27 protein-coding genes and 1 tRNA gene are annotated in these 24,955 nt (G+C 51.9%); 26 read left to right on the top strand and 2 right to left on the bottom strand.

All coding sequences use genetic code 11. From position 1 onward, the window contains the following. The first annotated feature begins 168 nt into the window (after positions 1-168). The 12 genes from rpsB (at position 169) to HGA34_04010 (ending at position 11,168) form a co-directional block, all read left to right on the top strand. Complete coding sequence (rpsB, locus tag HGA34_04065; protein ID NTW22683.1) at positions 169-888, top strand: 30S ribosomal protein S2; 720 nt, start codon at positions 169-171, stop codon at positions 886-888. Positions 889-945: 57 nt separating this feature from the next. Then, positions 946-1,758: an elongation factor Ts gene (locus HGA34_04060; protein NTW22682.1), complete on the top strand. Its 813-nt coding sequence runs from the start codon at positions 946-948 to the stop codon at positions 1,756-1,758. A 9-nt stretch (positions 1,759-1,767) separates the two neighbouring features. Next, complete coding sequence (locus HGA34_04055; GenBank protein NTW22681.1) at positions 1,768-2,592, top strand: hypothetical protein; 825 nt, start codon at positions 1,768-1,770, stop codon at positions 2,590-2,592. A 59-nt stretch (positions 2,593-2,651) separates the two neighbouring features. Then, positions 2,652-3,785, top strand: a complete 1,134-nt coding sequence (locus tag HGA34_04050; protein NTW22680.1) for a CapA family protein — start codon at positions 2,652-2,654, stop codon at positions 3,783-3,785. Between the two features lie 97 nt (positions 3,786-3,882). Then, on the top strand, positions 3,883-4,890 hold the full coding sequence (gene gap / locus HGA34_04045; GenBank protein ID NTW22679.1) for a type I glyceraldehyde-3-phosphate dehydrogenase: 1,008 nt from the start codon (positions 3,883-3,885) through the stop codon (positions 4,888-4,890). Between the two features lie 21 nt (positions 4,891-4,911). After that, complete coding sequence (locus tag HGA34_04040) at positions 4,912-5,961, top strand: hypothetical protein (GenBank protein ID NTW22678.1); 1,050 nt, start codon at positions 4,912-4,914, stop codon at positions 5,959-5,961. A 9-nt stretch (positions 5,962-5,970) separates the two neighbouring features. Continuing rightward, positions 5,971-6,813, top strand: a complete 843-nt coding sequence (locus HGA34_04035) for a hypothetical protein (GenBank protein NTW22677.1) — start codon at positions 5,971-5,973, stop codon at positions 6,811-6,813. Between the two features lie 8 nt (positions 6,814-6,821). Further along, positions 6,822-7,025: a hypothetical protein gene (locus HGA34_04030; protein NTW22676.1), complete on the top strand. Its 204-nt coding sequence runs from the start codon at positions 6,822-6,824 to the stop codon at positions 7,023-7,025. Between the two features lie 17 nt (positions 7,026-7,042). Then, positions 7,043-8,755, top strand: coding sequence for a ferredoxin (locus HGA34_04025; GenBank protein ID NTW22675.1), 1,713 nt, complete (start codon positions 7,043-7,045; stop codon positions 8,753-8,755). Position 8,756: 1 nt separating this feature from the next. Further along, positions 8,757-9,383 (top strand): hypothetical protein, encoded by a 627-nt coding sequence (locus tag HGA34_04020; GenBank protein NTW22674.1) that lies wholly within the window; start codon positions 8,757-8,759, stop codon positions 9,381-9,383. 1 nt (position 9,384) lies between these two features. Further along, positions 9,385-9,855, top strand: a complete 471-nt coding sequence (locus HGA34_04015; GenBank protein ID NTW22673.1) for a hypothetical protein — start codon at positions 9,385-9,387, stop codon at positions 9,853-9,855. A gap of 17 nt (positions 9,856-9,872) precedes the next feature. Further along, on the top strand, positions 9,873-11,168 hold the full coding sequence (locus tag HGA34_04010) for a hypothetical protein (protein ID NTW22672.1): 1,296 nt from the start codon (positions 9,873-9,875) through the stop codon (positions 11,166-11,168). A 28-nt stretch (positions 11,169-11,196) separates the two neighbouring features. On the opposite strand, the gene HGA34_04005 is transcribed toward HGA34_04010, so the two are convergent. Next, complete coding sequence (locus HGA34_04005; protein ID NTW22671.1) at positions 11,197-11,583, bottom strand: hypothetical protein; 387 nt, start codon at positions 11,581-11,583, stop codon at positions 11,197-11,199. Between the two features lie 113 nt (positions 11,584-11,696). On the opposite strand from HGA34_04005, the gene HGA34_04000 reads away from it, so the two are divergent. From HGA34_04000 to HGA34_03990, 3 genes are all read left to right on the top strand, one after another. Further along, positions 11,697-13,160 (top strand): CCA tRNA nucleotidyltransferase, encoded by a 1,464-nt coding sequence (locus HGA34_04000; protein NTW22670.1) that lies wholly within the window; start codon positions 11,697-11,699, stop codon positions 13,158-13,160. 56 nt (positions 13,161-13,216) lie between these two features. Next, positions 13,217-13,972 carry a hypothetical protein gene (locus HGA34_03995; GenBank protein ID NTW22669.1) on the top strand — a complete coding sequence of 252 codons (756 nt, stop codon included), beginning with the start codon at positions 13,217-13,219 and terminating at the stop codon, positions 13,970-13,972. 266 nt (positions 13,973-14,238) lie between these two features. Continuing rightward, positions 14,239-14,760, top strand: coding sequence for a peptidylprolyl isomerase (locus tag HGA34_03990; GenBank protein NTW22668.1), 522 nt, complete (start codon positions 14,239-14,241; stop codon positions 14,758-14,760). Between the two features lie 52 nt (positions 14,761-14,812). Here HGA34_03990 and HGA34_03985 read toward each other — a convergent pair whose 3' ends face one another. Continuing rightward, complete coding sequence (locus HGA34_03985; protein ID NTW22667.1) at positions 14,813-15,154, bottom strand: hypothetical protein; 342 nt, start codon at positions 15,152-15,154, stop codon at positions 14,813-14,815. Between the two features lie 165 nt (positions 15,155-15,319). Here HGA34_03985 and HGA34_03980 point away from each other — a divergent pair, with 165 nt between their 5' ends. The 11 genes from HGA34_03980 to HGA34_03930 all read left to right on the top strand — a co-directional run bounded on the left by HGA34_03980 (position 15,320) and on the right by HGA34_03930 (position 24,955). Continuing rightward, positions 15,320-15,664 (top strand): phage holin family protein, encoded by a 345-nt coding sequence (locus HGA34_03980; GenBank protein ID NTW22666.1) that lies wholly within the window; start codon positions 15,320-15,322, stop codon positions 15,662-15,664. 123 nt (positions 15,665-15,787) lie between these two features. Then, positions 15,788-15,858 (top strand) — tRNA-Pro (locus HGA34_03975). Between the two features lie 58 nt (positions 15,859-15,916). Continuing rightward, a complete protein-coding gene (locus HGA34_03970) occupies positions 15,917-17,134 on the top strand; it encodes a phosphodiester glycosidase family protein (GenBank protein ID NTW22665.1) in 1,218 nt (405 codons plus the stop codon). Beyond that, positions 17,135-17,410, top strand: a complete 276-nt coding sequence (locus tag HGA34_03965) for a DUF167 domain-containing protein (protein ID NTW22664.1) — start codon at positions 17,135-17,137, stop codon at positions 17,408-17,410. Positions 17,411-17,441: 31 nt separating this feature from the next. After that, a complete protein-coding gene (uppS, locus tag HGA34_03960; protein ID NTW22663.1) occupies positions 17,442-18,176 on the top strand; it encodes a di-trans,poly-cis-decaprenylcistransferase in 735 nt (244 codons plus the stop codon). Beyond that, on the top strand, positions 18,169-19,377 hold the full coding sequence (locus HGA34_03955) for a replication-associated recombination protein A (GenBank protein ID NTW22662.1): 1,209 nt from the start codon (positions 18,169-18,171) through the stop codon (positions 19,375-19,377). Before uppS ends, HGA34_03955 begins: the two co-directional genes overlap by 8 nt. A 191-nt stretch (positions 19,378-19,568) precedes the next feature. Then, the gene (locus tag HGA34_03950; protein ID NTW22661.1) at positions 19,569-20,708 is read left to right on the top strand and encodes an NADP-dependent malic enzyme; all 1,140 of its coding nucleotides are present in this window, start codon (positions 19,569-19,571) and stop codon (positions 20,706-20,708) included. A 3-nt stretch (positions 20,709-20,711) separates the two neighbouring features. Then, positions 20,712-21,245: a hypothetical protein gene (locus HGA34_03945; GenBank protein NTW22660.1), complete on the top strand. Its 534-nt coding sequence runs from the start codon at positions 20,712-20,714 to the stop codon at positions 21,243-21,245. Next, positions 21,242-22,159 (top strand): VanZ family protein, encoded by a 918-nt coding sequence (vanZ, locus tag HGA34_03940; protein ID NTW22659.1) that lies wholly within the window; start codon positions 21,242-21,244, stop codon positions 22,157-22,159. The genes HGA34_03945 and vanZ overlap by 4 nt, the downstream gene beginning before the upstream one ends. Positions 22,160-22,229: 70 nt before the next feature. Then, positions 22,230-22,562 carry a hypothetical protein gene (locus HGA34_03935; protein NTW22658.1) on the top strand — a complete coding sequence of 111 codons (333 nt, stop codon included), beginning with the start codon at positions 22,230-22,232 and terminating at the stop codon, positions 22,560-22,562. 20 nt (positions 22,563-22,582) lie between these two features. After that, a complete protein-coding gene (locus HGA34_03930) occupies positions 22,583-24,955 on the top strand; it encodes a hypothetical protein (GenBank protein NTW22657.1) in 2,373 nt (790 codons plus the stop codon).

Here is a 24,955-nt window from a genome sequence, read left to right as displayed (position 1 = left end):
TATTATATTTGTCAATAGTTGACAGGAAGGGATAAACATTATAGTATAAGCCTAGTTCCTCGTAATACGTACGAGGTCTTTCTAATTTATAAATCTCTCATGCTTCCATTATTTCCTTGTCTGCCATTTGGCGGATGATCAGGAAGCAGAGGCAAAAAAGGAAAACACATGTACGAACTCCCAACACTGGAGGAAATGCTTAAGGCTGGTATGCATTTCGGCCACCGCACCTCCAAATGGCACCCCAAGATGGCGCCATACATTTTCGGTTCACGCAACGGCGTGCACGTCATCAACCTGGCAAAAAGCCGCCGCATGCTGGTCGAGGCCTTGAACGTCCTTGAACAGGCTGCCGCTGACGGCAAGACCGTCCTCTTGGTCGGTTCCAAGACCCAGGTCAAGGCTTCGCTGAAGCAGGTCGCTTTAGAGTCTGGCATGCCTTTCGTCAATGAAGGCTGGCTGGGCGGCACCATCACCAACTTCGCCGTCATCCGCAAGGCGATCCAGAAGTACAAGACGCTGACAGCTGAAAAAGAAGCTGGCAAGCTGGACAAGTATACCAAGAAAGAACGTTTGCAGATCGATCGCGAGATCGCCCGTCTGGACAAGAAGGTCGGCGGCTTGGTCAACCTGAACAAGGCTCCTGACATGATGTTCGTTTGGGACATCAAGGAAGAAGAGACTGCCGTTACCGAAGCCCTGAAGCGCCAGATTCCGATCATCGCCATCTGCGATACCAACGTCAATCCGCAAAACATCACTCATATCATACCGTCGAACGACGATGCGACCAAGACCATCAAGATGATCTTGGCTCTCGTCGGACAGGCCCTCCAGACCGGCCGTGACAAGGCTAAGGTCGCTCCGACAACCACTGAAAAGCAGTAAAGCTTCCAGAGGGGGGGGGCTGCTTTTGTTCGCTAATAATTTTAAGCTCATATACATATGGCTATTTCACTCGAACTCATTAAGGAACTCCGTGAAAAATCCGGCGCCGGCATGGCCGACTGTAAGAACGCCTTGACCGAGGCCAATGGCGATCTCGAACAGGCGATGGACGTCCTGCGCAAGAAAGGCATCGCCAAAGCCGCTAAGAGGAGCGATCGCGAGACCGGCGAAGGCCTGGTCAAAGTCGCGACTAACGAAGACAATAACGAAGGTTATATGTTTTCTGTCTGCGCTGAGACCGATTTCGTGGTGCGCAGCGAGCAGTTCCAGGCCTTCGCAGCCAAGCTGCTCGAGGTAGTCAAAGCGGCACGTGTCGATTCTAAAGAGGCTTTGATGGATATCGATCTGGACAACGCCGGCACTGTCGGCCAGGCAATCGAAGCTTTGAGCTCGGTCGTAGGCGAGAAGATCGAATTGAAACAATATGCTACCCTGACTTCCGGCGGAACGGTCGCAGCTTATTCCCACGCTGGCGAGCAGATCGGCGCTTTGGTCGCCCTCGACCGCCCGAATGCGCAGGAGCTGGCTCGGGATCTGGCCATGCAGGTTGCTGCCGCCAATCCGAAGTGCTCTGTGCCGGGTGAGGTAGCTGCCGAGGAACTCCAGCGCGAGAAGGATATCTATGCCGAGCAGCTGAAGAAGGAGGGCAAGCCGGAGGCGATGATCGAGAAGATCATGACCGGCAAGATCAATAAATACTATGAAGAAGTCTGCCTGACCGAACAGGAATTCATCAAGGACGATACTAAGAAGATCAAGGACCTTTTGGCCGGAGCCAAGGTCGAGAAATTCGTGCGCTTCGCGCTTTAAGACATATCCATGCGTCTTGCTAAAATAAAACTCACGCCTTGGGACAAAGCGATTTACGTCAATCCGGACGGCCATTCCTTGAATGTCGGCGAGCATGTCGTCGTGAAGACCGATCAGGGCAATGAGATTGCGGAAGTCCTAGGCTTCGAGCAGGAAGAGAAGTGCGCCGGCTGCCGCAACAGCGCCGAACCGCTGACAGTCCTGCGCAAGGCCTCGGTCGATGAGCTGGAGCGCCAGCCGTCGAATGAGGAGCGTGAGCGCATTCTGCGCGAGAGCAAACAGCTGGCCGAAAGGCATAACCTGGATATGAAGCTGGTGGATTTGATGTTCTCAGCCGATGGCTCGAAACTGACCATCGCCTTCATTGCCGATGGCCGGGTCGATTTCCGTGACTTGGTCAAGGATCTGACCCGCGCCTTCAACCGCACGATCCGCTTGCAGCAGATCGGTATCCGCGATGAGGCCCGCCTCTGCGGCGACTGCGGCCATTGCGGTAAGCCGCTGTGCTGCCGCACGTTCCTGACCGACTTCATCTCGATCACTTCGGAGATGGCCGAGGCGCAGCAATGCGAGCATCGCGGTTCGGATAGGATTTCCGGGGCCTGCGGCCGCCTGATGTGCTGCCTGGCTTACGAGCTTAAGGGTTACGAAGCCTCGGCCAAGGAATTCCCGCCGATCGGCACAGTCGTCAACGTCGACGGCCGCCGCGGCGAAGTCGTCAGCCATCACTATCTCAAGCGGTCGGTCAACGTCAAATTCCATGACGAGGACGGCAAAGGCGGTTGGAGTATCGTCGAGATAGATCTGGACCGCAACAAAAGAAAGCAAGATTGATTACATATCTGAAAAGCCCCGATTTGGGGCTTTTTTGTTTACAGTGGTATAATTGGGACATGGAAAGAAAATATCGGCTATATGCAATTACCGCAGTTTCGCTTTTGGCTGCCTCCGCCTTTTTGTGGTGGCCCCGTTCAAGCGGCGACGAGGTGAGTCGGCTTACGCACGTACCAGCCATTGCCAAGAACAAGATTAAGACGGTCGAGTCCCAGCCCTCGGCCGTGGTAGCCTCAACTTCAGAGATCGAGCCAGCGGCCGTAGCGGACAAGGGTTTTTCCGGGCTATTTTTCGGCGATATCATGATCGACCGCCATGTTGCGACGAGGATCAAGAATGATGATATCGCCTCGCTCATGGGCGGCTTGAGCGGTGAAAGCGGCAAATTTTTCAAGGATTATGACTTGGTGTCAGCCAATTTGGAGGGAGCGGTTACCGACAAAGGGGCCCACTATGCTCTGCAGTTGACCAATGACTTCGCTTTCAAGCCGGCAACCGTCGCCAGCTTCAAGCAATATGGTTTTAATTTTTTTAATCTGGCCAATAACCACTTGACCGATCAGGGCCAGAAGGGCGTAACGGAGACGAGAACGAATCTGTCAGCGCTTGGGTTCGGGTATTCGGGGTGTGCGGATAGGCAGATCGGCGATTGCAGCGGTGCGGTAAAGGAACTGAATGGCACGAAGATCGCCTTGCTCGGTTTCAGCATGGTCTATGGCGATCTTGATTCAGCGGCTGCTAAGCTGAAAGTGGCTGAAGCTAAGAAGCAGAACGATTTTGTCTTGGTGAACGTACACTGGGGTACCGAATACACCCATCAGTTTTCCAAAAAGCAGCAAGCCCTCGGACATGCCTTGGTAGACGCGGGTGCCGATGCGGTTATCGGCCATCATCCTCATGTGACTCAGGGCATCGAGAGGTATAAGGGCAAGCCTATTTTTTACTCTTTAGGAAATTTCATCTTCGACCAATATTTTTCGCGTGATACCCAGGAGAGTTTGGCCATCGGCCTGTTTATGGAACCGGGCACGACCACGGTCCGTATTTTTCCGCTGAAGCAGAAGCGGAGCGTGCCAGAACTGATGAACGGGAAGGAAAAAGACGCTTTCTTGCTCAAAGTTAGCGACTGGTCGACCTCGGAACAGGAATTCAAGGAAGTGATCAAGTCAGGGATTTTTACTTTGAATGAATAGGGATAAAAAACAGCCCGCTAGACAGCGGGCTGTTTTTAGTTTTTGGGGATTTTATGCTATAATTTATGCAATCGATTATTAATCATTAGACAATATTATGAATGTCGCCATCAATGGATTCGGCCGGATTGGCCGCGCCTCTTTCAAAGCTTTGCTCGAGAAGAAGAGCATTAAAGTCGTCGCTATCAATGACCTGACAGATACCGAGACTTTGGCTCATCTATTGAAGTACGATTCCTGCTACGGTATTTATGATAAGAAAATCGGCCACACCAAGGATGCGATTTTGGTTGATGGCGTGCGGTATCCGGTTTACGCCGTAAAGGATCCGACCCAGCTGCCATGGAAGGCTTTGAAGGTCGATATGGTCATCGAGTCGACCGGCCGCTTCGTCAAGCAGGACGAAGCTGGCATGCATCTGACTGCCGGCGCCAAGAAGGTAGTCATCTCCGCGCCAGCCAAAGGCGGCGACGTCAAGACGATCGTCTTGGGAGTCAATGAAGAACAGCTGACCAAGGCAGATACCGTTTTCTCCATGGCTTCCTGCACCACCAACTGCTTAGCTCCGGTGACTTCAGTCATCGAGAAGGAATTCGGCATCAAGAAGGCGATCATGACTACGGTCCATTCCTATACCGCTGACCAGAATCTGGTTGACGGGCCGCATAAGGATCTCAGGCGCGCTCGGGCCGCTGCGTTGAACATCGTTCCGACCTCGACCGGCGCCGCTATCGCCGTGGCCGAGACCATCCCGTCGCTCAAGGGTAACTTCGATGGCGGCGCCATGCGCGTGCCGACTCCGACCGGGTCGCTCTGCGACGTGGTCTATATCCTCAAGAAGAATGTCGATGCCGATATCGTCAACAAGGCCATCAAGGCCGCGACCAAGTCGCCGAAACTGAAAGGCGTGCTGGTGGCGACCGATGAGCCGATTGTCTCTTCTGATATCGTCGGCAATCCGGCCAGCTCGATCGTCGACCTGTCCTTGACCAAGGTTTTGGGCGGAGACTTGCTCAAGATCGTTGCCTGGTATGACAACGAATGGGGCTATTCCTGCCGCTTGGCCGACGTTTGCGAATTCGTGGGCAAGAAAAAGCTAATATAGCGGCTTCAGATTAATTTTCTGATGGAAATACTAGAAAAAATCAAGCAAGCGAAACTGGTCGGGCGAGGCGGGGCCGGTTTTCCGGTGGCCGACAAATGGCAGATGGTCAAGGACGCCCAGGGCGCCAAGAAATACGTCGTCTGCAACTGCTCCGAAGGCGAACCGGGACCGAAAAAGGACGGCTGGCTGATTTGGCATTATCCGGACCGCATCATCGACGGCATGCGTTTGGCCATCGAGTTCCTCGGCGCCGAGAAGGGGATTTTCTATCTCAATCAAGAATATTACAAGAAGTACAAAAAACTGTTGGAAGACGAGATCATGAGCGCCAGGGCGCCGATCGAGCTTTTTGCCAAGCCGCACGAAGCCGGCTATATCGGCGGGGAAGAGACGACCGTGCTTAACGTGATCGAGGGCAAGCGGGCCGAGCCGCGCCTGCGCCCGCCCTTCCCGGTGACTTCCGGTCTGTATGGCTGTCCGACATTGGTCAATAACGTCGAGACATTTTACAACGTCAGCCTGGCCAATCGCGGCGAATTCAAGAATTTGCGCTTCCATACCGTGGGCGGAGACTGTCTTTATGAAGGAGTATTCGGTTTCCCGGCCGACATGACAGTCGGCGAAATCCTGAAGCAGACCAATAATTATCCGAAATATGAATTCTTCGTCCAAGTGGGCGGCGACGGTTCCGGCGAGGTCTGGTCGAGCAAGCAGCTTGATAAGCCGGCCATCGGCGCCGGTTCGATCCGCATTTACAGCTTATCCAAATACAGGCCCCAAGAGCTTATGAAGCAGTGGATCAAGTTTTTCAAGACCGAGTCTTGTGGGCAATGCACTTCTTGCCGTGAAGGCACCTATCGTCTGGCTGAAATCCTTGAGGAGGATAAGCCGAATTGGCCCATGGCCGCCGATCTCCTGGCTAATCTGAACGATTCAGCCTTTTGCGGTCTGGGCAGCGCAGTGCCGATACCGATCATCAGTTATATTAAGAATATCCTAGCCGCATATCCAGAGAGCAAGACCAATCTGCCGCTAGGAACCAAGAAACTGATTACGAGCTGCTTTAACTAAAATAATCATATGAGTCCAATCTATCGACCCAAGACACGTGTCGTTAAGCCAGACGGAAAATTGAGCGAATTCGAGCAGTTGCTCAGGGAGTCATTGTCCATTTACGGCCGCAAGGCTCGTCTCATCTTGCCGGTGGCTGCTGTTCTGATGATGAATTCCTTGATACTGGCGGGAGCGAATTATTTCGTTTTCAGGGCCGTCGGTCTCAGAATGGGGCTTCGGTCAGTTTTGGCCTTGCTTTTCTGGGTAGCCGTCGTGGCTCTGACAATCTATATCTATTCGATCTGCCAGGTGGCGCTGCTATCAGCTCTCAAGGAGAAGGGCGCACCTGAAATCAAGAAGCTGTTCAAGCACGCCAAAGCGTTAGCCTTGGGCTATGCCAAGCTGTATGTCTATGTAAGGGCGCTGATTTTCATGTGGATGCTGCCGTTCATCGCCGCCATGGTCGGGCTTTTGGTCAGGCACGGGCAACCGTTCGGCTCTGATGCCGAAATCGTCTCTACTATTTCCTATGCTCTGCCGTTGGCGATTCCCGGGCTTATCTATATCCTTTTTTACGTATTTTCCTCCTATGTCTTTGTCTATGAGGAGAAGACAGTTACCGAGTCAGTCAGGCAGAGCAAGCGGCTGGTGGCTAAGTTTTTCGGCCCCCTTTTCGGTAAATACGCGCTGTTACTGCTTTTGAATCTGGCCATCTATTATATCGTCAATTGGTCAATCGGCTTCTTGCCGGGTGAAGCGGCCAAGCAGCTGCTTTCGCGGATGTTCGATAGCCTGATCGGACCGGTATATACCATCTTCGGCTATCTGCTATATAAGGAAATCAAGGCGTTATCGCCTGAGCATAAATAATCAAACATATGAATACATTCATCCGTTTCGGTCTGGTTTTCTTAGTTATCGCCTTGGCGGTTTTCGGCGTTCTGGTCGCCACCAAGGTCGTGAATCTCGACGCTGATTCTACCGAGGGCTTGTTGCGCGCTTTCGCCGTGCTTTTGATCATGGCGCTTGCCGGCGGCGCGATTTATAAATTGACCAAGGGCACGGACCAGCCGGTCAAATAATCGATACGAACCATCAAATGCCAGAACAGAAAATAAATATCACTATCGACGGCAAAAAAGTCAGCTGTCTGCCTGGTCAGACAGTGTTGGAGGCAGCTGCAGCCAACGGCGTCGAGATCCCTAGCCTGTGCGAGCATCCCGACTTCCCGCACAAGGCCAACTGCCGCGTCTGCGTTGTCGAAATCAAGGGCCGGCGCAATCTGGCCACCTCCTGCTCGACGCCGGTTGCTGAAGGAATGGAAATCCAGACTGCTTCCGACCGCGTCATCCGTTCGCGCAATCTCAATCTGGAGATGATTTTCGCCGAGCATATCGAGAAGTGCGCCACCTGCGTCTGGCGCTTGAATTGCAAGCTCTTGGCCTATTCGGCCAAATACAAGATACTTTTAACTACCTTCAAAGACCGCAAGGGCAGCCGCCAGACCTATAAATTCGAGAACGCGGTCGAGCTTGACGGCACGCAATGCATCGATTGCCGCAACTGCATCGACGCCTGTTCCAAGCTGCAGAAGATCAATTATCTGCAGATCAAGGGCAAGGGCTCTGATCAGGAAATATGCCCGACCGATGACAAGAACGTCGCCTGCATCCTGTGCGGCCAGTGCGCCGTACATTGCCCGGTCAGTTCGGCGCAGGAGCAATACCACTATCAAGAGGTTCAGAAAATAATCAAGGAAGGGAAGAAGACCGTCGTCATCCAATTCGCGCCGTCGATCCGAGTCTCGATCGGCGAGGAGTTCAACCTGCCTTACGGCGCGATCGTAACCGAACAGCTGGTCGAAGCGATGAAGCTTCTGGGCTTCAGATATGTTTTTGATGTCAATTTCGCTGCGGATGTCACGACCATGGTTGAGGCAGGCGAATTGATCGAGCGGATAAAGAGCAACGGCACCATGCCGATGCTGACTTCTTGCTGCCCGGCTTGGGTGCGTTACGTCGAGTATTATCGCCCCGACCTGATACCGAACCTGACGACCTCGCGTTCGCCGCAGATCCATCTTGGAGGCATCATCAAGACATTCTGGGCCGAGCAAGCCAAGATCGATCCGAAGAACATCGTCGTCGTTTCGGTCATGCCCTGTACAGCCAAGAAGTACGAAGCTGCCCGCGCAGAGCTCAAGGTCGATGGCAATAATCCTGTCGATTACGTCCTGACTACGCGCGAGTTGGCCTTCATGATCAAGACAGCCAATATCGATTTCGCAAAACTGAAAGGCATCAAGGCGGATGAGCCGTTGGGAGAATATACCGGAGCGGCAGCGCTGTATGGCGGTTCCGGAGGAGTAATGGAGTCAGCTCTGCGCACTGCCCAAGCCGTGATCTGCGGCGAAGACAGTCCGCTCTGCCATGACCGCTTGGAATTTTTGGATGCGCGCGGCCTGGACGGCATCAAGGAAGCGACAGTCGAGATGGGACAGCGTAAGCTGAAAGTGGCTGTCATCAACGGCATCGGGCATTGGAAGGATTTCGAGCCAAGACTCAAGGAATTCGATTATATCGAGGTCATGTCCTGCCCAGGCGGCTGCATCGGCGGCGGCGGAGAACCGATCCCGACTACCGATGCCATCCGCAAGGCCCGCGCGGCTGCCTTGTTGGGGATTGACCGCGACATGCCTGTGCGTGAGGCGCACAAGAACCAAGGGGTCAAGAGGGTCTTGGCTTGGCTCGAGCAGCGAGGCAAGGCCTTGGAGCACGGCGTCTTGCATACGAAATATATAAAAAGAAGGTAATATGGATTATTTCAATGACGAGCAGCCGATTGAAAAGGTCGGTAAAGATGAATTGGAGGCTTTGGCCGAAGAGGAGGCGTCAGCCGCAGGCGAAGGGGGCTTGACCGAGGAAGAAGAATTGGAAAAAGTCGACACCAAGACTATAACTTGGTTTTTGGGATTGTCGGCTACCGCCATGACCGTTCCGTTGATCGTCCATCTCCAGCCGATCAGCGGGCCCATCATCAACGCCATCCTGATCCTGATACTGTTCATCGTCGGCATCCGCAGCGCCTTGGTGGTGGCCTTGATCCCGAGCATGATGGCTTTGGCCGGAGGTCTCTTGCCAGCGATCTTGGCTCCAGCAGTACCTTTCATCATGCTGAGCAATGTGATATTCATCATCACTGTAGATTGGTTTTACAATACGATCGTCGAGCCGCAACGGGCCTATTGGACAGGAGTCCTGGTCGGTGCCGGCTTGAAATTCGCCTTCCTGCTCATATCGGTCAGATTCGTGACCGGGCTGCTGCTCAAGCAGGAATTAGCGCCCAAAGTGGCTCAGATAATGAGCTGGCCACAATTCGTGACGGCGGTCATCGGCGGCGCCATCGCTTGGGCAATCTTAAAATGGCTAAAAAGAATATAATATGAACCAACCAAAGAAAAAAGTCGGTGTCTTCTCCATAACTTGCGACGAGGGTTGCAGTATCTATCTGATCGAGATTTTCAACAAGAAGCTGGTCGGCTGGCTCGAGAAAATGGAGATAAAATATTTCCTATCGATGAAAGACAAGGTCGAGATCAAGGATTTCGATATCGTCCTGATCGAGGGCGTCATCTCTTCGGAACGTGACTTGCGCGAGGTAATCAAGATCCGCGAAAACACCAAGATATTGATCGCCATGGGCACCTGCGCCATGACGGCCTTTCCGTCGGGGCAGAGGAACAACTTCAATGCCGAACAGTTGGAGCGCATCCAGCCTAAGCTCAAGGAGTTCAGCTACTTGCCCAAGTGCCTGGCCTTGAAGGATGCGGTTACCGTAGATGACAACATTCCAGGCTGCCCGATCGATGAGAAGAAATTCATCGAGGTTTTCGAAAAGCACTTGAACGCCTAATAAACTTAGCAAACACTATGCATACTTGCGATTTGAACGTTAGCATCAACAAACTCTCGAAGATCGAGGGACACGCCGACCTGGATGTCGTCATCAAAGATGGCAAGGTCGTCGATGTCGATCTGCGGGTCATGGAAAATCTGCGCTTTTTCGAGGAGGCTGTCAAAGGCCAATCGGCTTTGGCCGTGCCCACTCTCGTGTCACGTATCTGCGGCACCTGTTCGATCGCTCATCTGACTGCCTGCACCGAGGCGGTAGAGAAGACTTTGGGCATCAAGATTACCGAGCAGACATCGGTGCTGCGCAAATTGACGATGCACAGCTTGATGATCCGCGATCACGCCTTGCACCTTTACTTCTTCGTGGCGCCTGACTTGTTCGGCGTCGACTCGGCCTTGGACATTCCGGAAGAGCACAAAGAGCTGATTCATCAAGCGCTTCATGTCAAAGAGGCGGGCAACAACCTCTCGACTCTGGTGGCTGGACGCTCGGTCCATGCGACTTATGAGATGGTTGGCGGTTTCAGTCATGTGCCGGAGAAGGAGAAGATCGCGCCGACGATCGAGGAACTCAGAAGCATCAGACCGATGGTCCTTGACCTCTGCGAGATATTCTATAAGTGCGATTGGGAGCTGAAGCGCAAGACCAACTTCGTCGCGTTGGTTACGGATGACTTTTCTTATTTGGAAGGCAAGATCAAGAGCACGACCGGGGCCGTAATCGAGGAGAAGAATTACTGGGACCATTTGCACAAGGTAATTATCCCTTATTCCCAGGCTTCAGGCTTCGAATTCGAGGGGGAAGAGTTCATGGTCGGCTCGTTGGCTAGGCTGAATCTGAACAAGGATGCGATGCATGCCGACACGAAACGCGATGCGGCTAAATATTTGGCGGTGTTTCCATCGGACAATATCTATCATAACAACCTCGCTCAGGCGGTTGAAATACTGCACTCCATCGACCATTCGATCGAATTGCTGCAGAAATACGATTTCAAGAAAGAGGAGATCGTCAAACCGACGGTCATGGACGGCGAAGGCGTCGGCGTGATCGAGGCGCCACGAGGGACCTTATACTACTGGCTGGGTGTCAATGGCGGCAAGGTGCGTTATGCCAATCTGATCATTCCGACCGCACAGAACTTGGTCAATATGCGCGAAGACGTCCGCCAGGCCGTAACTAATCTGTGCGCGCTTGACGACGACAGGACGGTGCTTGAGAATAAGATACGCAAGGAGATGGAGAAGATGATCCGAGCCTACGACCCCTGCATGTCGTGCGCTTCCCATTTCCTCAAGATCAATTGGAAATAAGCAAACGCCCCGGTCAGCCGGGGCGTTTTTATAAGATTTCCTTGATTTTGCGGGAGAGCTGTTCGAAAGTCCTGACACTGTCCCCTCCGGCCGGTAGTCCGAAGATCGTCACTTTATCCAGCAGACCGATCTTGGACAGCAGTTTCAGGTTGAAGCCGAGATCGAGATCGTGCAGGGAATAATTGGGAGAACGCTCGATCTTTTCCAAGTCGGTCAGGACAATCACTTCTTCGGGGCCGACGACCGTATCGATAATGATCAGCTCGCCGTTGTCCGGTCGGAGATTCTCGTTCGGGTCCTGCCAGATGAAATCGAACCGCGGAAAAGCCAGCTTGAGCGCAGGTTCAAGCTGGAGCGGCAGATTGTCTTCGGCCAACAGCGGGTTGCCAAATAGATAGATGATAGACTTTTCCATGATAATAACTTAACACGGCCTTAATCATTTGCCAATAAAGTTCTTTGACGGAACCGGTTTTATCCATTATGATAATGGTGCAAGGCCAGGTGACTGGCTAATATTAGTTTATTATGAATATTCCTGAATTTGTCAGCAAGACGATATCCAGACTGGAAAAAGACGGCTATGAGGCTTTTGTCGTAGGTGGTTGCGTCCGCGACTTGTTGCTGGGCAAAACGCCGAAAGATTGGGATATCACGACCAACGCCCGCCCCGAACAGGTGCTCGGGGTTTTTGCTGACGGCAAATATGAGAACGATTTCGGCACGGTGCTGTTACCGATCAAGGATGAGGCCGGCGAAACCTTGGAGGTGCTCGAGATTACGACCTATCGCAGCGAGCAAGGCTATTCTGATCGTCGCCATCCGGATGAAGTCAAATTCGAGGATGCGGTCGACAAGGATCTGGCTCGTCGCGACTTCACCATCAATGCCATGGCCCTGAAGCTCCTGTCTGGCAAATCAGAATTGGCGGAAAGCGATTATGAGATAATCGATCTGTTCGGCGGAAAGAAGGATTTAGGCAAGCGTGTCATCAGGGCGGTCGGCGAGCCGACTGACCGGTTCAAAGAAGATTCTTTGCGGCTGATGCGCGCGGTTAGGTTCTCGTGCCAGCTCGGGTTCGACATCGAGCCCAAGACTGAGCGCGCGATGGCTAAGCTGGCTGGCGGACTGAAATTCATAGCTAACGAGCGGATCCGTGACGAGCTGATAAAGATCCTGTCATCAGACAAGCCGTACGAGGGAATCATGAAGTTGCATGAGCTCAAGATGCTTCAGTATGTCATGCCCGAGCTTGAGCGCGGTGTCGGCGTGGCCCAGAATAAGCACCATGTCCACACCGTCTTCACTCACTGCGTGCTGTCCTTGAAATATTGCCCGAGCAAGGATTGGCGCGTACGCCTGGCTACTTTGCTGCATGACGTGGCGAAGCCGCAGACTAGGGCGATGAAAGACGGCGATGCCACTTTCTATAATCATGATTATATCGGCTCCAAAGTAGTCAGGAAGATGACGACCAGACTGAAATTCTCCAACGAAGACGCCGACAAGATAACCAATCTGGTCAAGAACCATATGTTCTATTATAATGTCGACGAGGTTACGGCCGCGGCTGTCCGCCGCTTGATCGTGAAGGTCGGCCGGGAAAACCTGAAAGATCTGATCGATCTGCGTATCGGCGATCGTCTCGGCTCGGGCGTGGCCAAGGCCAAGCCATACAAATTGAGGCACCTGGAGTATATGATAGAAAAGGTCAGCAACGATCCTATTTCGGTCAAGATGTTGAAAATAGACGGCAACGACCTGATGCAAGATTTGGGCATGCCGCCCGGGCCGAAAATCGGCGCCATATTAGACACTTTGCTTTCCGAAGTCATCGAGGAGCCCGATCTGAACACTAAGGAATATTTGTCTTCGCGCAGCCAGGAGTTATCGAAATTGGATCTGGCCGAATTGCGCGAGCGGGCCAAGGAGAAAATTGAGGAGAAAAAAATGGAGGACGATCAGGAACTGAAAAAAGGATTCTGGGTATAAAAAGATAAAGTTTTTTCGGATGGTCGGGATTCCTTGACCAAAATAAAGATAACCACATGACAAAGAGTATCAAGATTCTCGAACGCATCTACTTCGGCCTCCTGGTCATTATCTTACTGTTGATTGTCTTTAATAGTTATTTCATCACCCGTTCCTTTTCGCGCGAAACGATGACGAGCATCGTGCTGTCTCTCGGCTTATTCGCGGCCGCGTATATCGTTTATAGCCTATACCGGCGCGAAGTGGCCAAGAATCTTGAGGAATTGGAGGTCTTGAAACAGGATAAATTGGGCCTGGAGGAGAAAATCTCCGAGGCGTTCCAATATATCGGCCAGCTGAACGTGCAGATCGAGGAAATCCGTTCCGTTTTCAGCGAGGTCAAGAAATATCCGGAGAGCAAGAGCGAACTCAAATACATCCTTGATTTTTTGGCCGACAAGGTTTTGGCCACGACGGACATACCCTGGATCTGCTTCAAGGTGGTGGAGCCTGGCGTTTCCAAACTGTTGGCTGAGCATTGCAAGACCCGGGGCAACCAGCAGGGTCAGTCGACGCTGCGCCACGATGTCAACGTCAGGCAATTGATCGACGGCACTTTGCCGGAAGGGTACACCTGTTTCGATTCAGGCCATACCAATCTCGATTTCAGGGTGTATTGCCTGATGCCGAAGCAAGACCTGACCAAGGAGCAGAAGATGTTCATCAAAGCGATCATGAACCAGCTGGAGATGTTCTATCTGATCTTTACGAGTCTGAGCCTTAATAAGAATCACGACGGCGGTCGAGTCATCGGTTCTTCGCAGGGTTCATAAGGACCAAGAGGAGCAGAATCAACCCGAATACTGCTAATTATTTTAATTAATATTCAATAAACGCATAAACTATGCAAAAGATTATCCCCTTGCTGGCGCTAGCATTGCTGGTTGCGACCGGATGCGGTTCTGCCGACACGGCACAAACGCGATCCGATAATTATTATTCATCTGATTCCGCTAAGGCAACAGAGAAGACGTCGGGACAGCCGTCCGATGCTGATAACGCGTCAGCTACCCAGGAAGAAATAATTAATAACAATAATATGATTATCGATCGATCAAAATTCGAAGACCTGGCCAAGGAGTATAAGTACGCCGTGCTCAAGACCAGTCTTGGCGACCTTGAAGTTGAACTTTACGGTGCCGATTCGCCAAAGACCGTGAACAATTTCTTGAATCTTGCCAAGCTTGGCTTCTATGATGGAACCAAGTTCCATCGCGTCATCAAGGATTTCATGATCCAGGGCGGCGATCCTAATTCCAAATCCAGCGACTGGTCAACTCATGGCACTGGCGGACCTGATTACCGCTTCGAAGATGAGTTCAATAAGCACCAACTGATTCGCGGCAGCTTGGCCATGGCCAACGCCGGACCGAATACTAATGGATCGCAGTTTTTCATCGTGACCTCCCCAGCAACTCCCTGGCTTGACGGCAAGCATACTAACTTCGGCCAGATCACTAAGGGCATGGATGTCGTTGACAAGATCGAGGGCGTCGAGACGAACCAGAATGACCATCCGCTGAGCGATGTGGTCATCGAGAAGATCGAGTTAAAGAAATAAGAGCTTAGGATAAAAAGGCGGCCAGTCTCATGCGAGACTGGCCGTTTTGCTTTCAGCGACAAGGCTGAGTGATTTTTTTGTAGCTCCTTCTCATGAAGAAGGCGAAGCATAGGAGCGATGGCAGGGCATCGACAGTGAAGCTTTGAGCATCTTTGAGCCTGATCATGTCCAGAAGAAACAGTTTGTTGACGATCAGGAAGTTGATCCACTGGAAGCAGTAAGTTCCGATCACTGCGCAGACCATCGTGCAGAGTATCGCAAGATAATTGCGGTAGTGCGATAGCAGTACGTTTACCAGAAACCTGGACGATAGCCAGGCGAAGAGCCAGCCGCCGAAAAACGGCAGCACGATCGTGCTAAAGAACATCGCTTTACTCATTACCAGGTCGTTCATGTTGTCCTCCTTTGGGGTCTATTCAGTGGATGAAAAAGCTTGTGGTATAGCTATATTATATTTCAATGTTTTTGTCAAGATATTTTTCATTTTTTTGGCTAATATTTAATATATTATATTTATGCGCCCTTGCCTTAATGGAGATTAAGCTATAGAATATAAACCATGGGAATAATATTAAAATGGTTGACGCTGACGGCGTCGATAATGATTTCAGCTTACCTTATACCCGGCGTAGTGATTGCCGGTCTTTGGTCGGCCTTGATACTGGCGGCTGTCTTGGGATTGATTAACGTTTTACTGAAGCCAATCCTGGTGATAGTGACTTTGCCGATCAACATCCTCACTTTGGGCCTGTTCACATTCGTGATCAACGCTTTGCTGATCCTCTTGGCTGGAACGATCGTCAAGGGTTTCGATGTGGGCGGCTTTTTGAATGCCTTACTGTTCGGCATCCTGCTGTCGATAGTGAATTTCGTGCTCAGCAAAATTTTGGACCCCCTGAAATAAAAGTTTCGTCAGTCTGACTTTTAGGAATTATCTTTTTGCTTAGACGGGTACGTATGCGCAAGAAAGATAATTCCTAAAAGTCAGACAATCTGTATGAGCTTTCAAAGAACAATGGGGCCATCACGGGATATAGTATAGTGGTAGTACGTACGATTCGGGTTCGTATGGTCCCGGTTCGATTCCGGGTATCCCGACCTTATTATTATTGCGGTTCGACCTGCCTGCCGGCAGGCAGGTTCCGCGCAGCCCGACATGGAAAAAAGATATTGGGCAATAATATTCTTTTCGCTTAACTTATTGGCGCCGCATAACGCGAGCGCTGATAGTTTGGCCAGCCGTCTTTCGGGGCGGATACTCATCAATGTCCAGGGCAAGGGCGAGGCTTGGTATGTCAACCCGGCTGATTTGAAGCGCCATTACCTGGGCCGACCGACCGACGCCTTCAATGTTATGCGTCGGCTTGGCGTGGGTGTGACAGAAAAGGATTTCCAGCAGATCGCCCAGGAGGGGATGCCGGTCGAGGGCAATAAAGCATTGGCCAAAGCCCTGTCGGGAAAGATAATTCTCGAAGTCGAGCGCAACGGCGAGGCTTGGTACATCAACCCGCTCGACTTGAAGAGATATTATCTCGGGCGGCCGAATGATGCCTATGCCGTCATGAGGAGGCTCGGACTCGGAGTCAGACTCAAGGACTTGGCCTTCATTCATAAGCAGGGCTCAAGCGAAGCGGTAGACCGCTACTCAAGCTATGAACATAAGGCGGTGGCAGCAAAGAGCGGCACCTTCCAGACTGATATAGTGTCCATTGATTTATCCAATCCGGGGTTGCGGATAGTCACGGCGACGGCCGATAATTTCAATTGCAAGACCGGCTGCAAAGCCAAGCCGCTTCTCGGTTATGTCGAGGAGCACCCGACGGCCTTCGCCGCGGTCAATGGGACTTATTTCGACACCAGTGCCGAGAAGAAGAATTACTATTTCTTTCCGGTCTATAATTCACGCGAGCAGGTCATGATCAATGATGATCAGTTCAAGTGGTGGACCACCGGGCCGATCATGGCCTTTGACCAGAACAACAAGTTTTATTATTACAAGGATAGCCGTGATTTCAAGAGCGTCGAGTCTTTCGAGTCGGCCCACGGCGTCAAGCTGCAGGCGGCTATCGGCAATAAGCCGCGCATCATCGAGAATGGCATGAACGTCCTGATCGATTGGGAAGTCGATGCCAAGCAGAAGAACGGGCGGTCGACCAAAGGCGCGCTCGGCTACAAAGATGGGAAGCTTTATATCATCAATACCTACAAGGCTACTGTACCGGATTTGGCATCGGTATTGCAGGCTTTGGGCATGGAATATGCCATCAACTTGGACGGAGGCTATTCGACGGCCCTTTTCTATAATGACGAGATGATGGCTGGGCCAGGGCGCGACATCCCGAATGCGATCTTATTCACCACTAAAGATAAATAAATGTTCACCGAATTAGCCAAGGAATTCAAGGAGAAGGGGGAGGTTTATCTTCGGCTGAAGGTCCGGCCTGGCGCTCAAGCCACCGAGGCCAAGGGAATCCTAGCTGGAGAAGAGGGGGACACGATCAAGGTCGATGTGGCGGCTGCGCCGGAGCAGGGCAAAGCCAATCTGGAGCTGGTCCGCTATCTTGCTGATTGGTTCAGCGTCGCCAAGGACCAGGTCAAGATCGTCAGCGGAGCAGGCGACAAGGTGAAATTGGTAAAGATAATCAAGTAAGTATCATATAACGTCTTAGGACTGATCGAATATGCTGGACGCAAAAAAGAATTCACAAAAAATTCCTGAGCACATCGCTATCATCATCGATGGCAACCGCCGCTGGGCCAAGGAGCGCAATCTCCCTAGTTTCGAGGGGCATTATAAGGGCTACAAGAAGATGCAGGAAGTGCCGCAGTGGTTTTTCAGCCGTGGGGTAAAAGTCTTGTCGATTTACGCTTTTTCGACTGAGAATTGGAATCGGGCGGCTGATGAGGTCAATTACCTGATGAAATTATTGAAGCAGGCTATCGATGAGGAGATCGGCTTGGCCAACGAGCAGGGGTTTCGTATCCTCTTGTCCGGGCGCATTGCTGAGCTTCCTGGAGACTTGCCGGAAGCCTGTCAGGAGGCGATGGCTAAGACTCAGGGCAACCGCGATGGCATCTTGAATATCTGTCTTAATTACGGCGGACGGCCGGAGATTATCGATGCTATCAAAAAAATGGTTCAGAACGGCATTACCGAGGAACAGGTGCACGAAGGCATGCTTAAGAAATATTTCTATCAGCCGGACCTTCCTGATCCTGACATGATAGTTCGGACTTCGGGCGAACAGCGCCTGTCCGGCTTTCTGCTATGGCAGTCGGCATACAGCGAATTAGTCTTTCTTAAGAAATACTGGCCGGATTTCGAGGAATTGGATGCGGCCGGATTGATCGAGGAGTTTAACAAGCGCGAACGTCGATTCGGAGGCGACAGTACGCCAGTGACCGCAAATGGCTGACCAGGATCAAAATTCACCGCTCGCCGACCGCATGCGACCGAGAACCTTTGAGGGTTTTTTCGGGCAGGAAGATATCATCGGCGAGGGCAAACTCTTGAGGCAGGCGATCGAGAACGATCGGCTGCCTTCTATGATTTTCTGGGGACCGCCAGGTTCGGGCAAGACCACCCTGGCATATATCATCGCCCAGCAGACGGAATCTCATTTCGTGCAGATCAGCGCCGTGAACAGCGGGGTCAAGGACTTGCGCCAGATCATCGAGCGGGCTGAAACCGATAAAGAGAACGGCATCAGGACAATACTTTTTATCGATGAGATCCACCGCTGGAACAAAGCGCAGCAGGACGGTTTATTGCCGCATCTTGAGAAAGGCACGATCGTTTTGATCGGTGCTACGACCGAGAATCCGAGCTTCGAAGTGCGCGGCGCTTTGCTTTCGCGCTGCCGAGTTTTCGTCTTGAAGCAGTTGGCCGCCGAAGATATCGGCGGCATCATCCGCGGAGCCTTGAGCGATGAGGTGCAAGGTCTGGGCGGACAGGAAATAAAAATCAGCGATGAGGCCGTCCAGCGCATCTCCGAATTGGCCAATGGAGACGCCAGGCGCGCCCTGAATGTGCTAGAGTACGCTGCCAGCGTCAGCAAGAACATCACCCTTGAAACAGTCAAAGAAGCCCTGCAGAAGTCTTATGTCTTTTATGACAAGGATGGGGAAGAACATTACAATATCATCTCTGCGCTTCATAAATCGTTGCGCGGCTCGGACGCCGATGGCGCACTCTATTGGTTGGCGCGAATGGTCGAAGCTGGCGAGGAGCCCTTGTATATTGCGCGGCGCTTGGTGCGGTTCGCTTCTGAAGATATCGGCCTGGCCAATTCGCGAGCGCTCGAGCAGGCCGTGGCGGGATATCAGGCTTGCCATTTCATCGGTTTGCCGGAATGCAACGTCATTCTGGCTCAGGTGGTCGTATATCTGGCCAAGTGCCAGAAGTCGAACGAGCTTTACAAAGCCTACAACCAGGCCGCGGCTGATGTGCGCGAATATGGCAATCTGCCGGTACCGCTGCACATACGCAACGCGCCGACCAAGCTGATGAAGGATCTGGATTACGGGAAAGGTTATAAGTATTCACCGGATCACGATTACAAGGAGGATCAGGAGTACTTGCCGGAAAGGCTTAAAGGCAAAAAATATCTCAAATAGCAATCCGCTTGGTTGGCGTGATCAGGTGCCGATTCCGGCAAAGTAACGCCGAGCCTTTGGAATTGTATTTGTTTATGAGCCTTTACGCTTGCGAGGTTTGTCTTTATTTTTAAATCCCAGTAAGGTACACTATTTAAGTGTTTTGGCCGCATGTTATCATATAAATAATCAGAAGCTAATATTAGAAAAATATGGATTACTATCAAAAATCGCTGGCGCTTCATAAGAAAAAGCGCGGCAAGATCGAAATCAGATCCAAGGTTCCGCTGAAGACTAAGGACGATCTTTCGGTCGCCTATACTCCAGGGGTAGCCGAGGTTTGTCGGGCAATCGGCAAGGACGTGACCCAGTCCTGGGTGCTGACCAACCGATCGAATCAGGTGGCGGTTGTTTCCGACGGTACCGCGATCCTCGGATTAGGCGATCTCGGCCCGGAGGCGGCGATGCCGGTGATGGAGGGTAAGGCCATCATCTTCAAGGAATTCGCCGGTATCGATGCGATTCCGTTGTGCATCGATTCGACCGTGCCAGAGGAAATAATCAAGTTCTGCAAGATGATCGCGCCGAGCTTCGCCGGCATCAATCTTGAGGACATTTCGGCGCCGCGCTGTTTCGACATCCTGGCCCAGCTCGAGAAGGAGCTGCCGATCCCGGTCTTTCACGACGACCAGGACGGCACGGCCATAGTTACGCTGGCTGCGTTGATCAACGCTTGCCGCGTCACCGGCAAGGTGATGAAGGAGCTGACAGTCGTGGTCAATGGGGCCGGTGCTGCCGGCATCGCCATAACCAGGCTGCTTTTGGAACAGGGAGTCAAGGATGTGATATTGCTCGACTCTTCTGGCACCATCTATCGCGGGCGCACCGGCATGAACGGATTCAAGGCCGAAATCGCCAAAGCCACCAACAAGAAGAAGATCAAGGGCGGGTTGACCGAGGCGCTGGTCGGCGCCGACGTCTTCGTCGGGGTTTCCAAGGGCAATCTAGTAACGCAGAATATGGTCAGCACGATGAACGGAGGCCCGATCATTTTTGCCATGGCTAACCCGGTTCCGGAAATAATGCCGGAAGAAGCTTATGCTGGCGGCGCTAGCATCGTCGGTACCGGGCGTTCGGACCTGCCGAATCAGGTCAATAATGCTTTGGTGTTTCCGGGTCTGTTCCGCGGCTTGCTTGACGGCAAAGCGCTCAAGGTCACGACCAAGATGAAGCTGGCCATCGCTGTGGCTGTCGCCTATACGGTCAAGCCGACCAAGACCAAGCTCTTACCGGCAGTAACCGACAAGAAAGTAGTCAAGGCGATCAGCAATACCGTAATAAAATATAGCTAAGTTATGAGAAAAATATTTTTGATATTCCCTTTGTTCGCGTTGATCCTGACAGGCTGCGGCGCCGTCGATAAAAATGAGGCGGCCAAACCGGCAGTTCCGGTCGAAGTCCCCAAGCCGGTGGCGGTAGTATTCGCCCCATCTGATTTCGACGAAGCGACCTTGGCCAAGGTGGAACAGCAGCTGAACCAACGAAACGTACCTTATGAGGCGATAACGATCCAGATAGGCAAGTTCACCGGCCCGCAAGGTCGAGTTGTCGAAGTTAAAAAAGCGACCTGGGAGGTTAAGCCTGAAGATTTCAGGGCGGTCATCTATATCGGCGGCCCAGGAATGGCAAACATTGCCAAAGACGATACCTTGGTGTTCATGGCACAGAAATTTGCCAAGGCAGGGAAGAAGCTGGTGGCTTTCGGTGAGGGCAATGATGTGCTTAGCAATGCCGGACTTCCTGGTGGAGACACTGGAGCACCTGCCGAGCCCGCGTCCGCCAGCAGTGATGATGAAGTAGGACAGATAGTCGAATCGTTAAGCGAATGAGAGCTCTTCGTTGGGTAAAGCTGCTTCATTTGGCGAGTTGGAGTTTGCTGATTGCCAAGCTTCTGACATTCGCCCAGCCGCAGGTGCCGCAGGCCATAAGTTTCGCTTATGATGACAAGCTGGTGCATGCTTTGCTTTTTGGCGGCCTGGTTTTCTTCCTGATCGAAGCAATCGAGGCCTGGTTCAGCCTGCGGTATTGGCAATTGGTCGGATTGGCCCTGTCATTCAGCATATCGTATGCTTTCTTGCTGGAAGCGCTACAGACCTTCATCCCTGGGCGCACAGTTTCTGCATTCGACACGGTCGCCGGCATATTCGGGTCCTTAGTAGCTATAGCCTTGATCTATTGGTTGGATTTCAGCGAGTATCGACGGCCGAAGCTGCTGTTGCAGGTCTGCTGTATCGGCTGCGGCGCCTACGTCTCAACCCTGCTCAAAAAGGATTATCGGGTTACTCTGTATTTTTACAATCCCAATATCTATCCGGAAGCCGAGTATCATAAGCGCCTGGCTGAGACCCGCAAATTCGCCCGCCAATTGGGCCTGAAGCTTTTAGTCGGCAAGTATCACCACGCTGAGTGGCTCGAGTCGGTCAAGGGGCACGAAATGGAACCGGAAAAGGGCGCCCGATGCATCATTTGCTATCGCGATCGCTTGGAGGCTGCGGCGCGTCTGGCAAGCCAGCTCAAATACCGCTATTTCGCCTCGACCTTAACCATAAGCCCGCACAAGATGGCGGCAGCCATCAGCCAGATCGGTAACGAGCTGTCGGTGCGATATCGGGTCAAGTTCCTGGACCGTGATTTCAAGAAGCAAGACGGCTTCAAGAAATCGGTCGAATTGTCCCGTGATTTGGGCCTCTATCGTCAGGACTATTGCGGCTGCGAATTCAGTCTGAGAGACCGCAAGGCCTAACCCATCCGCATTTGATATTTCCCGATCAATCGTGTTATAATATTATGGATTTAATCATTAGCGAAAAAACATGACCAAGGAAAGATGGAATGATATAGTCGGACAAGTAAAAGATAATTTCACCGTCGAAGAGGAGGGCAAGGAGGAACTTCCCGAAGATGAGGGTGTTGGCGAACGCCATTTCGTGATATTTGCCGGCCCGCTCGGCCGCATGATGCTTGAGCTTATCGAAAGGCCGGTAATTTTAGACAAGAAAACAAAATATTCCAATCGTATAGGTTCTCAGACTCAGGTCGAGTACGTTTATAGCGAGGATGAAAAAACCTACAAGATGCACGCTCATCGCTGGGATGATGCGGCAGGGGAATGGCAAGAGATGGAAGCTGGTAAACTATCCTTTTAAATAGCGCTTATCCAATTTTTATGGACAAAGTCAAATCTTCACTCGTAAGTTGGCCAGCCTTGGTGTTGGCGCTTTTGTTTTTGGCGACCGGTTGCTCCTTGCCTTGGGCAAAGAAAGTGCCAGTAATCCAGCCGCCCGTTCCCAAGACGGAAAAACCGGCGACCTCAACCGATGTCTCAACCCAGTTGGCGGCTCAATCGAAAATCAAGAAATTCGCTACCAAAGAAGAGCTTGTCGCGTTCCTGGAGGCAAATCAGAACCAGTCCTATAACGGATTCGGCGGCGGGAGGATGGCTCGCGGAATGATGTTAGAAGCCGCGACTGATTCGTTCGCCGGCGGAATGACAAAGACCTTGGCCGCGCCTGCGGCCAACACCGCCGCAGTCGCCCAAGAGTCGGGCGCCACCGGTGATTTCTCCAAGACTAATGTCCAAGTGGAGGGCGTGGATGAAGCGGATATCGTAAAAACCGACGGCCAATATATTTATGCTTTGAATCGCCAGGAAATCGTGATCGCCTTGGCATATCCGGTGGCTGAAGCCAAGATCTCCAGCCGCTTATCATTCAAGGGACAACCGCAAGAGCTGTATATCAGCGGCAGCAAGCTGGTCGTCTTCGGCCAATCATACGGCAATGAGATAATGGCCAAACAGGCGGTTGATTGCTCGGGTAAGGCCGACTGCATAGCGCCTGACATGCCGGTGATGCAGGGGCAGTTCACATTCATAGAAGTCTATGACGTCAGCGACAAGTCCAAACCGAAGCTTGAAAGGAATCTGGCGCTCGAAGGCTCGTATGTCAATTCCCGGCTGATCGGCGATTATGTCTATTTGCTGACCAGCAAGCAGAGTTACGATTTTTCTCCAGAGCCGCTGCCTTTGGTAATCCGCCAAGGCAAGGCCGCCTTGATGGAAATGCCGCCGGTGTACTATTTCGATATGCCGTATCAATCGTTCAATTTCACGGCCGTTTCCGCCATCAATATCAAAGACAGCACAGCAAAGGAAAAGAGCGAAATCTATCTCTTGTCCGGCACGCAGAATCTTTTCGTTTCCCAGAACAATATCTATATCACCTATACTAAATACCTTGACGAGAACCAGTTGAGGATGGAGGCAACTCGCGAGATTCTGTCTCCTCGGCTGGCGGCTGCGGACAAGGAGCGGATTGCCAAAATCGATGCTGCAGATGAGCAGATACTTTCCTCCGCCGAGAAACAAGCTAAGATTTTTTCCATCATCGCCAGATACCTGATGAAAATGAGCCAAGCAGACCAGCAGAAAATTGAGGAGGCGATCAAGGAGACGATCAAGCAGAAGTATGCAGACATCAGCAAAGAGCTGGAAAAGACGGTCGTGCATAAGATTGCCATTGCCGAAGACAAGATCGAGTATAAGACCGTGGCCGAAGTCCCTGGCATGGTCCTGAACCAGTTTTCGATGGACGAGCAGGATGGCTATTTCCGCATCGCCACCACCAAGAATAGGAGCTGGTCAAATCTGGTGGAACAGAATGAAAACGAGTCTTATAGCAATATGTATGTGCTTGACAAGGATATGAAGCAGGTCGGAGCGCTCGAGAATCTAGCCAAGGGCGAGCGGATCTATTCCGTGCGTTTCTTGGGCAAACGGGCATATATGGTGACTTTCAAGCAGACCGACCCGCTGTTTGTCATCGATCTTTCGGTTCCCGCCGCGCCCAAGGTTTTGGGCGAGTTGAAGATCCCGGGCTTTTCGAACTATCTCCATCCGTATGACGAGAATACGCTGATCGGTTTCGGCAAAGATACGTCCGAGAACCAATTCGGCGGGGTAATCGCCGGCGGCCTGAAGCTGTCGCTGTTCGACGTCAGCCAAGTCGATAAGCCAGTCGAGCTTGATCATTATACGATGGGAGATCGAGGCAGCGATTCAATCGCCCTGTCTGACCATCGGGCGTTCCTCTTCTCTCGAGACAAGAATCTGCTGGTCGTTCCGGTGTCGCTCTACCAGTCTTCCAATAAGATGGAGTGGGGCAAATTCGTGTTCGGTGGCGCAGCCGTATTCTCGATTGACGACAAGAAATTCGTACTGCGGGGCAAGATCGACCACTCTGACAACGGTCAGCCGGGAGGCAACTACTACCTTGATGGGTACTCTTACTATGATAACAACGTCTTGCGCAGCCTTTACATCAAAGATACTCTTTTTACTTATTCAGCCAGATACCTTAAGGCTAACAAGCTGTCCGACTTGGCTGAGTTGAAAAAAATCGGTTTCCGCTCTGAAGTTCCAGTGTCTGAGGCGTCATCAACCGAGGCAGTCGCGCTGCCGGACGATGATGGCTTGCCTTTGGTCCGGCCAGTCACTGGACAAGGGAGCGAGCCGATGTTCAGGGGAAAACAAATTAAATAA

The sequence above is a fragment of the Candidatus Falkowbacteria bacterium genome (assembly GCA_013336275.1).
GTDB lineage: Bacteria > Patescibacteriota > Patescibacteriia > Patescibacteriales > GWE2-39-37 > JAAXUA01.
This window is presented reverse-complemented; position numbering and strand designations above follow the sequence as displayed.

Excerpts from the sequence above, each read along its gene's own strand:
- rpsB (NTW22683.1), top strand. The coding sequence starts at position 169 with ATGTACGAACTCCCAACACTGGAGGAAATGCTTAAGGCTGGTATGCAT.
- HGA34_04060 (NTW22682.1), top strand. The coding sequence starts at position 946 with ATGGCTATTTCACTCGAACTCATTAAGGAACTCCGTGAAAAATCCGGC.
- HGA34_04055 (NTW22681.1), top strand. The coding sequence starts at position 1,768 with ATGCGTCTTGCTAAAATAAAACTCACGCCTTGGGACAAAGCGATTTAC.
- HGA34_04050 (NTW22680.1), top strand. The coding sequence starts at position 2,652 with ATGGAAAGAAAATATCGGCTATATGCAATTACCGCAGTTTCGCTTTTG.
- gap (NTW22679.1), top strand. The coding sequence starts at position 3,883 with ATGAATGTCGCCATCAATGGATTCGGCCGGATTGGCCGCGCCTCTTTC.
- HGA34_04040 (NTW22678.1), top strand. The coding sequence starts at position 4,912 with ATGGAAATACTAGAAAAAATCAAGCAAGCGAAACTGGTCGGGCGAGGC.
- HGA34_04035 (NTW22677.1), top strand. The coding sequence starts at position 5,971 with ATGAGTCCAATCTATCGACCCAAGACACGTGTCGTTAAGCCAGACGGA.
- HGA34_04030 (NTW22676.1), top strand. The coding sequence starts at position 6,822 with ATGAATACATTCATCCGTTTCGGTCTGGTTTTCTTAGTTATCGCCTTG.
- HGA34_04025 (NTW22675.1), top strand. The coding sequence starts at position 7,043 with ATGCCAGAACAGAAAATAAATATCACTATCGACGGCAAAAAAGTCAGC.
- HGA34_04020 (NTW22674.1), top strand. The coding sequence starts at position 8,757 with ATGGATTATTTCAATGACGAGCAGCCGATTGAAAAGGTCGGTAAAGAT.
- HGA34_04015 (NTW22673.1), top strand. The coding sequence starts at position 9,385 with ATGAACCAACCAAAGAAAAAAGTCGGTGTCTTCTCCATAACTTGCGAC.
- HGA34_04010 (NTW22672.1), top strand. The coding sequence starts at position 9,873 with ATGCATACTTGCGATTTGAACGTTAGCATCAACAAACTCTCGAAGATC.
- HGA34_04005 (NTW22671.1), bottom strand. The coding sequence starts at position 11,583 with ATGGAAAAGTCTATCATCTATCTATTTGGCAACCCGCTGTTGGCCGAA.
- HGA34_04000 (NTW22670.1), top strand. The coding sequence starts at position 11,697 with ATGAATATTCCTGAATTTGTCAGCAAGACGATATCCAGACTGGAAAAA.
- HGA34_03995 (NTW22669.1), top strand. The coding sequence starts at position 13,217 with ATGACAAAGAGTATCAAGATTCTCGAACGCATCTACTTCGGCCTCCTG.
- HGA34_03990 (NTW22668.1), top strand. The coding sequence starts at position 14,239 with ATGATTATCGATCGATCAAAATTCGAAGACCTGGCCAAGGAGTATAAG.
- HGA34_03985 (NTW22667.1), bottom strand. The coding sequence starts at position 15,154 with ATGAACGACCTGGTAATGAGTAAAGCGATGTTCTTTAGCACGATCGTG.
- HGA34_03980 (NTW22666.1), top strand. The coding sequence starts at position 15,320 with ATGGGAATAATATTAAAATGGTTGACGCTGACGGCGTCGATAATGATT.
- HGA34_03970 (NTW22665.1), top strand. The coding sequence starts at position 15,917 with ATGGAAAAAAGATATTGGGCAATAATATTCTTTTCGCTTAACTTATTG.
- HGA34_03965 (NTW22664.1), top strand. The coding sequence starts at position 17,135 with ATGTTCACCGAATTAGCCAAGGAATTCAAGGAGAAGGGGGAGGTTTAT.
- uppS (NTW22663.1), top strand. The coding sequence starts at position 17,442 with ATGCTGGACGCAAAAAAGAATTCACAAAAAATTCCTGAGCACATCGCT.
- HGA34_03955 (NTW22662.1), top strand. The coding sequence starts at position 18,169 with ATGGCTGACCAGGATCAAAATTCACCGCTCGCCGACCGCATGCGACCG.
- HGA34_03950 (NTW22661.1), top strand. The coding sequence starts at position 19,569 with ATGGATTACTATCAAAAATCGCTGGCGCTTCATAAGAAAAAGCGCGGC.
- HGA34_03945 (NTW22660.1), top strand. The coding sequence starts at position 20,712 with ATGAGAAAAATATTTTTGATATTCCCTTTGTTCGCGTTGATCCTGACA.
- vanZ (NTW22659.1), top strand. The coding sequence starts at position 21,242 with ATGAGAGCTCTTCGTTGGGTAAAGCTGCTTCATTTGGCGAGTTGGAGT.
- HGA34_03935 (NTW22658.1), top strand. The coding sequence starts at position 22,230 with ATGACCAAGGAAAGATGGAATGATATAGTCGGACAAGTAAAAGATAAT.
- HGA34_03930 (NTW22657.1), top strand. The coding sequence starts at position 22,583 with ATGGACAAAGTCAAATCTTCACTCGTAAGTTGGCCAGCCTTGGTGTTG.